The sequence below is a fragment of the Nocardioides guangzhouensis genome (assembly GCF_004519545.1).
Lineage (GTDB): Bacteria > Actinomycetota > Actinomycetes > Propionibacteriales > Nocardioidaceae > Nocardioides > Nocardioides guangzhouensis.
In genome coordinates this window covers 1-8016 of sequence record NZ_SDKM01000076.1, presented here as the reverse complement: position 1 = coordinate 8016, position 8016 = coordinate 1, and the positions used below count along the sequence as shown (strand labels likewise).

The window sequence follows — 8016 nt, the reverse complement described above, 5'->3', positions numbered from 1 at the left end:
TGCGCGGACTTTCGCATCCGATCTGGCGGCGAAACTCCGCTCGCCACGCCTCCGACGTGGGCGAGGCGCCCTAGGCTCGCAGTCATGGCCCGACTTCCGCAGCGGCAGCGCGTGGCGGCGTACGCCGTGGTCCTGCGCGACGACCGGATCCTGCTCTCCCGGCTCGACCCGAGGATCGCCCGCGGCGAGCTCTGGACGCTGCCGGGCGGCGGGCTCGACCACGGGGAGGACCCGCACCAGGCGGTGGTCCGGGAGATCCACGAGGAGACCGGGCTCGACGCACGGGTCTCGGACGCGGCGCGGATCTACAGCATGCACAACCCGCGCGCGCAGCACGGGGAGTGGCCGGCCGACTACCACGCGTTGCGGATCGTGTTCGAGGGCTGGGTGCCCGTCGACGCGCCGGAGCCACGGGTCGTCGAGGTCGACGGGTCCACGGTGGAGTCGGCCTGGGTCCCGCTCGCGGACGTGCACTCCGGGACGGTGCCGGTGACCGACCTGGTGAAGGAGGCGCTGCGCGACCACCAGCCGTTCCAGCGGCAGCGGCTCGCGGCGTACGCCCTGGTCCGCAGGCCGGGCCCGGCCGGCGAGCAGGTGCTGCTGGTCCGGATCTCGCGCCTCGGCGCCCACGCCGGGTCGTGGACGCTGCCCGGCGGCGGGGTCGACCACGGCGAGAAGCCGGCGGTGGCGCTGTCCCGCGAGGTGCAGGAGGAGTGCGGGGTGCCGTGCGTCGTCGGGGACCTGCTCGGCGTCCACGACGTGCACTTCACCGGGACCGCGCCGACCGGACGGCAGGAGGACTTCCACGGCATCCACCTGGTCTTCGCGGCGACCGTGCCGGAGGGGGCGGAGCCGAGCGCGGTCGAGGTCGACGGCACCACCGACGCCGTGGCCTGGGTGCCGGTCGCCGACGTCGGGTCGGGAGCGATCGACGCGCTGGACGTCGTACGCCACGCGCTGTCGCTCTGAGCCACGCGCCCTAGGTTGGTCCCATGACCGAAACCGTCTTCACCTACGGCGCACCGTCGCTGAAGTTCGGCCCGGGGAGCTCACGCGAGATCGGCCACGACCTCGGCCAGTACGACGCCCGGCGGGTGCTGCTGGTGACCGACGCCGGCGTCGCTGCGACCGGGCACCCGGCCCGGATCGCCGAGGAGATCCGCGGCCACGGCATCCACGTGGTGGTCTTCGACCGGGCCCGGGTCGAGCCCACCGACGCCTCGCTGGAGGAGGCCGTGGCGTTCGGGCGCGCGCAGGGCCCGTTCGACGCCTACGTCGCGGTCGGTGGCGGCTCGTCCATCGACACCGCGAAGGCGGTCAACCTGCTCGGCACCAACGCCGGCGAGCTCATGGACTACGTCAACGCCCCGGTCGGCGGCGGCCGGGCACCCACGCAGCCGCTGCGCCCGCTGGTCGCGGTGCCGACCACCACCGGCACCGGCAGCGAGAGCACCACGATCTGCGTGCTCGACGTGCTCGCCCAGCACGTGAAGACCGGGATCAGCCACCCGCGGCTGCGCCCGACCCTGGCCGTGGTCGACCCCGAGCTGACCATGAGCCAGCCGGCGATGGTGACCGCAGCCTCGGGCATGGACATCCTGTGCCACGCGCTGGAGTCGTACACCGCCCGCTGGTACGCCGACTTCGACGCCAAGCAGCCCGGGCAGCGGGTGCCCTACTGCGGCGCCAACCCGATCGCCGACATGTGGTCGGAGAAGGCCCTGTCGCTGCTGGCCGGCTCGTTCCGCGCCGCCGTCCGCGACGGCGGTGACGCGGCGGCCCGCGAGCAGATGGCGCTGGCCGCGACGTTCGCCGGCATGGGCTTCGGCAACGCCGGCGTGCACGTCCCGCACGCGAACGCCTACCCCATCGCCGGCCGGGTGCGGAACTACCGGCCGGAGGGCTACCCGAAGGACGAGCCGATCGTGCCGCACGGGATGGCGGTCTCCCTGACCGCGCCGGAGGCGTTCCGGTTCACCTTCGACGCCGCCCCCGAGCGGCACCTGCGTGCCGCCCATCTGCTCGACCCGGGCGCCGACGGCGACGGACCGGCCCTGCTGGCCGGGGTGCTGGTCGACCTGATGCGGGACATCGGACTGCCCTGTGGTCTGGCCGAGGTCGGGTACACCGATTCCGACGTCGACGACCTCGTGGCCGGGTCGCTGCAGCAGCAGCGGCTGCTGGCAACGGCCCCGCGGGAGGTGACCGCGGAGGACCTGGCCGGCGTGTTCCGGGGCTCGATGGAGAACTGGTGAGCATCCACCTGGAGCGCGACGAGCTGGTCGTGGCGCTGCGTCGGGCCGGCGTCGAGGACGTCTCCGCCAGCACCCTGGACCGCGCGCTCTACTCCTCCGACGCCTCGCTCTACCGGGTGGTGCCCCGGGTCGTGGCCCGACCGCGGGACACCGACGAGCTGGTCGCCGTGCACGCGGTCGCCCGCGAGGCCCGGGTCCCGGTCACGATGCGGGGCGCCGGCACCTCGATCGCCGGCAACGCGGTCGGGCCGGGCATCGTCGTCGACACCGCGAAGCACCTGACCCGGGTGCTGGACCTCGACCCGGAGGCCGGCACCGCGACGGTGCAGCCCGGGGTCGTGCACGCCCGGCTGCAGCGCCGGGTGGCGGCGTACGGGCTGCGCTTCGGGCCGGACCCGTCCACCCACACCCGGTGCACGGTCGGCGGGATGATCGGCAACAACGCGTGCGGCTCGCGTGCGCTCGGCTACGGCCGGACCGCGGACAACGTCGAGGGATTGCGGGTGCTGCTCGGCGACGGGCGGGTGCTCGACACCGGGGACGGACTCCCGGCCCTGGACACCCTCGTCGAGGGCCATCTCGGGCACGTGCGGACGACGTTCGGGCGGTTCCCGCGGCAGGTCAGCGGCTACGCGCTCGAGCACCTCCTCCCCGAGAACGGCCGCCGGCTCGACCGCTTCCTGGTCGGCTCCGAGGGCACCCTCGCGACCGTGCTCGAGGCGACCGTGCGGCTTGTCCCCGACCCGGCGGTGACCGCGCTGGTGCTGCTCGGGTACCCGTCGATGGTCGAGGCCGCCGACGCCGTGCCGGGGATCCTCGGAGTGCCGCACCTCGCCGCGTGCGAGGGCCTCGACCAGCGGATCGTGGACGTGGTGCGCGCCGCCGGCCGCCCGGTCCCGGACCTGCCGCGCGGCTCCGGCTGGCTGTTCGTCGAGGTGACCGGCGACTCTGCGACCGAGGTGCAGGCCCGCACCGCGGGCGTGGCCGCCGCGGCCGGCGCGCTGGCGCACCGGGTGGTCGAGGACCCGGCCGAGCAGGCCGCCCTGTGGCGGATCCGCGAGGACGGCGCCGGCCTGGCCGCGCGCAGCCTCGACCGGCCGGCGTACTCCGGCTGGGAGGACGCCGCGGTCCCGCCGGACCGGCTCGGCGCGTGGCTGCGCGACTTCGACGGGCTGCTGCGCGAGCACGGGCTGGACGGCGTCCCCTACGGCCACTTCGGGGACGGCTGTGTGCACGTGCGCATCGACTTCGCCTTCGACGACGGGGCAGCGCGGTTCCGGGCGTTCCTCACCGACGCCGCGACCGCGCTCCGCACCCACGGCGGGTCGCTCTCCGGCGAGCACGGCGACGGACGGGCCCGATCGGAGCTGCTCCCGCTGATGTACGACGCCGAGTCGCTGCGGCTCTTCGGTGCGGTCAAGGCGGTCTGCGACCCCGACGGGCTGCTCAACCCCGGCGTGCTGGTCGACCCTGCGCCGGTCGCCGCCGACCTGCGCCCGGCCCGGCCGGTGCGCGACCACCGGCCGACCCTGCGGCTGCTGCACGACGGCGGCTCGCTCGGCGCCGCCGCGCACCGCTGCACCGGCGTCGGGAAGTGTCTCGCCGACAACGCGCCGGCGGGTGGCGTGATGTGCCCGTCGTACGCCGCGACCCGGGACGAGAAGGACTCCACCCGCGGCCGGGCCCGGGTGCTGCAGGAGGCGCTCGACGGCGCCCTCGTCGACGGGCTGGCCGACCCCGCCGTCGGCGAGGCGCTCGACCTCTGCCTGGCCTGCAAGGGCTGCGCGCGCGACTGCCCGACCGGCGTCGACATGGCGACGTACAAGGCCGAGGCGCTGCAGGCGAGGTATGCCGGCCACCGGCGGCCGCGGTCGCACTACGCGCTGGGTGCGCTGCCGCGGTGGGCGCGGCTGTCCTCGCCGGTCGCGCCGGTCCTCAACGCGCTGATGCGGTTCGGCCCGACCGCGCGGCTGGCCAAGAGCGCCGCCGGGATCGACCAGCACCGCGACCTGCCCCGGCTGGCGTCGATGACGCTGCGACGGGCCTCCCGACGGCACCACGGCGACGCGATCCGGATGTCCGCGCCGGCCGCCGACGTGCCCGACGTCTGGCTGTGGGCCGACACCTTCACCGACCACCTCGCGCCGTCCGCCGGGCTGGCCGCGATGCAGGTCCTCGAGGCCGCCGGGCTTCGGGTCCGGGTGATCGACGAGCACGCCTGCTGCGCGCTCACCTGGATCACCACCGGGCAGCTCTCGGCTGCGCGACGGGTGGTGGCGCGGACCGTCGACGTGCTGCACCCGTACGTCACCTCCGGGGCGCCGATCGTCGGGCTGGAGCCGTCGTGCCTGGCCACCCTGCGCTCCGACCTGGTCGAGCTCAGCGCCGACCCGCGGGCCGCGGAGATCGCGGCGGCGACCCGCACGCTGGCCGAGGTACTGTCGGGCATCGAGGGCTGGGAGCCGCCCGACCTCACCGGGCTCGAGGTGGTCGCGCAGCCGCACTGCCACCACGCGTCCGTGCTCGGCTGGGAGGCCGACGCGGCGCTGCTCGCCCGGGCCGGTGCGACCGTCACCCGGGTCGGCGGCTGCTGCGGCCTGGCCGGGTCGTTCGGGATGGAGAAGGGTCACTACGACGTCTCGGTCGCGATCGCCGGGCACGCCCTGCTGCCGGCGGTCCGGGCGGCCGGTCCGGGGGCCGTGGTGCTCGCCGACGGCCTGTCCTGCCGGGTCCAGCTGGACGACCTCGCGGACGTCTCCGCGATGCATCTGGCCGAGCTGCTCACCTCTAGACTGCAGGCATGAACCCCCGCTACCGCCGCATGGTGATCCCGGTGGCGCTGGTCGGGCTCCTCGTGATCGTCCTCATCGCCGCGCTGGTGTAGCCGTGCCCGCCGAACCCCTGCTCCGGGCGCTGTCCCGGATGCGCTCCCTCCTCCTCGACGACCAGGTGCTGGTCCGGGCGGTCGCGTCCGGGCGCCGCCGCGGCGAGGAGCCGCGCTGGCGCCGGGTCGAGCTGCGGTACGTCGACCTGAAGGCCGGGCGCCACCTCCACGTCACGGCGTACGACGCGACCCAGGCGCACACCTCCAACCACGCCGTCGGCGACGCGGCCCGGGACGCGGTCGACGACCTGCTGGACCTTCCGTTCGCGAACTGGCACGTCGAGACCACCACCGAGCAGCACCAGGTGCGGGTGACCAAGAAGCTCGAGGCGATGGTGCACACCAGCGCCCGCACCGAGGAGGTCGAGGTCGAGCGCGGCCACGACCGTGCCAAGAGCCGGCTGCTGCCCGAGGACGACCCGGTGCTGCTGGCGCTGGGCATCTCCGACAGGGAGGGGCGGATCAAGCCGAGCCGGCAGGCGAAGTACCGCCAGGTCGAGGAGTTCCTGCGGCTGCTCGACGCGTCGGTGACCGATGCCCTGGAGGTGGGGGCGCTGCGCCGGCCGACCCCCGAGGAGCCGCTGCGGGTCGTCGACCTCGGCTGCGGCAACGCCTACCTCTCCTTCGCCGCGCACCGCTACCTCACCCACGTGCGGGGGCTGCCCGTGACCATGACCGGGGTGGACGTGAAGGAGCAGTCCCGCGAGCACAACACCGCGGTCGCCGAGGGGCTCGGCGTCGCGGACAGCACGTCGTTCGTGGTCGGCACCATCGGCGGCGCCGAGCTGCCCGAGCCGCCCGAGGTGGTGCTGGCGCTGCACGCCTGCGACACCGCCACCGACGAGGCGCTGGCCCGGGCCGTCGCCTGGGGGGCGTCGCTGGTGCTGGCTGCCCCGTGCTGCCACCACGACATCGCCGCGCAGCTGCGGCGCAACCCCACCCCCGCGCCGTACGCCCTGCTGACCCGGCACGGCATCCTCCGCGAGCGGTTCGCGGACACGCTGACCGACGCGCTGCGGGCCTCGATCCTGCGGGTGCTGGGCTACCGCGTCGACGTGGTCGAGTTCGTGGAGAGCAAGCACACGCCGCGCAACACGTTGCTGCGCGCGGTGCGCACCGGCTCGCCGGTCAAGGGAGGCTCGGTGCGCACGGACTACGACGGGCTGGTCGCGCAGTGGGGTGTGCACCCGAAGCTGGCCGAGCTGGTGGGCGACCGTCTTGCGTGAGGCGTTCGTCGTCGTCCTCGCCGTCCCCTTCCTGGTCGGTGCCGCGCTGGCGCCCGCCGAGCCCGACCGCGACGTGGTGTTCCGGTTCGCCGACACCGAGATCGTGGAATCCAGCGGGCTGGTGGTCGCGGACGGGCTGGTGACCACGGTCAACGACTCCGGCGACAGCGCCCGGGTGTTCACCGTCGACCTGGCCACCGGCGAGACTGTCGGCACCACCACCTGGCCGGCCGAGCCGGAGGACGTCGAGGCGCTGGCCCCGGCACCCGACGGCGACGTGTGGGTCGGGGACATCGGCGACAACTCCGAGGCACGGGAGACAGTGACGGTCACCCGGGTACCGATCGGACGGGGCGACCTCTCGGCGTCCGGGACGTCGTACTCGCTGGTGTATGGCGACCGCGCCCACGACGCCGAGGCGCTGCTCGCGCACCCGCGCACCGGGCGCCTGTTCGTGGTCACCAAGAGCGTGCTCGGGGGGACGGTGTACGCCGCGCCGTCCTCGCTCCGGCCCGGCGTACCCAACGAGCTCCAGCGAATCGGGGACGCGCCCGGCATCGTGACCGACGGGGCGTTCTTCCCGGACGGGCAGCACGTGCTGCTGCGCAGCTACGGGCGCGCCTACGTCCTCGACTTCCCCTCGCTGGAGACGGTCGCGGAGGTCGACCTGCCGCCCCAGAAGCAGGGGGAGGGGATCGCGGTCGCGCCGGACGGCACCGTCTACGCGAGCTCGGAGGGGGTGCGTTCGCCGTTGCTGCGGATCGTGCTGCCCCCCTCCGTCGAGCGGGTGCTGGCCGCGCCGCCGGCCACGCAGTCCCCGGACCTCCCGGACCGGCCCACCCCCTCGGCGGACCCGAACGTCGCGCCCGGCGACCCGCGCCAGCCGGCGCCGCCCGGCTTCCAGCGCGACCCCTGGCAGTGGGCCCTCGGCGGCCTGCTCTTCGTCGGCGCGCTGGTCGTGCTGCTGCGGGCCCTGCGCCCCCCGCGCTGACCCCTGTCCGGATACTCCCCAGCGAAACGGTTGTGGTTTCGGCGATTTCGCAGCCGTTTCGTTGGGGACTACCCGGCCGGCGACCGCGGACCATCGGGGCCGGTCGGTGGTATGCAGGGGGGATGGGGAACGCGCGAGTCATCGTGGTCGAGGGCGACATCACCCGGCAGCAGGTGGACGCGGTGGTGAACGCCGCGAACCGCGGGATGCGCGGGGGCGGCGGGGTCGACGGTGCCATCCACCGGGCGGGTGGCCCGGCGGTGCTCGAGGACTGCGTACGCCGGTTCCCGCACGGGCTCGGCACCGGCCAGGCCGGCTGGACCACCGCCGGGGACCTGGCCGCGCAATGGGTGATCCACGTGGTCGGTCCGAACTTCGGCGCGGGGGAGCGGGACCGGTCGCTGCTGGTCTCGTGCTACGCGAACGCGCTCGCGGTCGCCGACGAGCTCGGTGCGGGCACGGTCGCGTTCCCGCTCGTCAGCGCCGGCATCTACGCCTGGCCCCTCGACGACGCGATCGCCGCCGCCGTCGAGACGCTCCGCGCCACCCCGACCGAGGTCGAGGAGGCGCGGATCGTGGCGTTCGGCCGGCCGACGTACGACGCGATCGCGGCCGCGCTGTAGCAGTCAGGCGCGACTCGACGACCAGTCAGGCGCGACT

Annotated in this window: 6 protein-coding genes; all 6 read left to right on the top strand. The window is 74.9% G+C overall.

Translation table 11 applies throughout. The features are described from left to right. Nucleotides 1–84 precede the first annotated feature (84 nt). The 6 genes from EKO23_RS24000 to EKO23_RS23975 all read left to right on the top strand — a co-directional run bounded on the left by EKO23_RS24000 (nucleotide 85) and on the right by EKO23_RS23975 (nucleotide 7979). Nucleotides 85–969, top strand: coding sequence for an NUDIX domain-containing protein (locus EKO23_RS24000; protein ID WP_134721012.1), 885 nt, complete (start codon nucleotides 85–87; stop codon nucleotides 967–969). A gap of 23 nt (nucleotides 970–992) precedes the next feature. Then, on the top strand, nucleotides 993–2255 hold the full coding sequence (locus tag EKO23_RS23995) for a hydroxyacid-oxoacid transhydrogenase (protein ID WP_134721011.1): 1263 nt from the start codon (nucleotides 993–995) through the stop codon (nucleotides 2253–2255). Further along, nucleotides 2252–5059 carry an FAD-binding and (Fe-S)-binding domain-containing protein gene (locus EKO23_RS23990; protein ID WP_246051283.1) on the top strand — a complete coding sequence of 936 codons (2808 nt, stop codon included), beginning with the start codon at nucleotides 2252–2254 and terminating at the stop codon, nucleotides 5057–5059. Before EKO23_RS23995 ends, EKO23_RS23990 begins: the two co-directional genes overlap by 4 nt. 82 nt (nucleotides 5060–5141) lie before the next feature. Continuing rightward, on the top strand, nucleotides 5142–6365 hold the full coding sequence (locus EKO23_RS23985) for a class I SAM-dependent methyltransferase (RefSeq protein ID WP_342773638.1): 1224 nt from the start codon (nucleotides 5142–5144) through the stop codon (nucleotides 6363–6365). Continuing rightward, nucleotides 6358–7356: a WD40 repeat domain-containing protein gene (locus tag EKO23_RS23980; RefSeq protein ID WP_134721010.1), complete on the top strand. Its 999-nt coding sequence runs from the start codon at nucleotides 6358–6360 to the stop codon at nucleotides 7354–7356. Before EKO23_RS23985 ends, EKO23_RS23980 begins: the two co-directional genes overlap by 8 nt. Before the next feature lie 122 nt (nucleotides 7357–7478). Further along, nucleotides 7479–7979, top strand: a complete 501-nt coding sequence (locus EKO23_RS23975; RefSeq protein WP_134721009.1) for a macro domain-containing protein — start codon at nucleotides 7479–7481, stop codon at nucleotides 7977–7979. The last annotated feature ends 37 nt before the right edge of the window (nucleotides 7980–8016 follow it).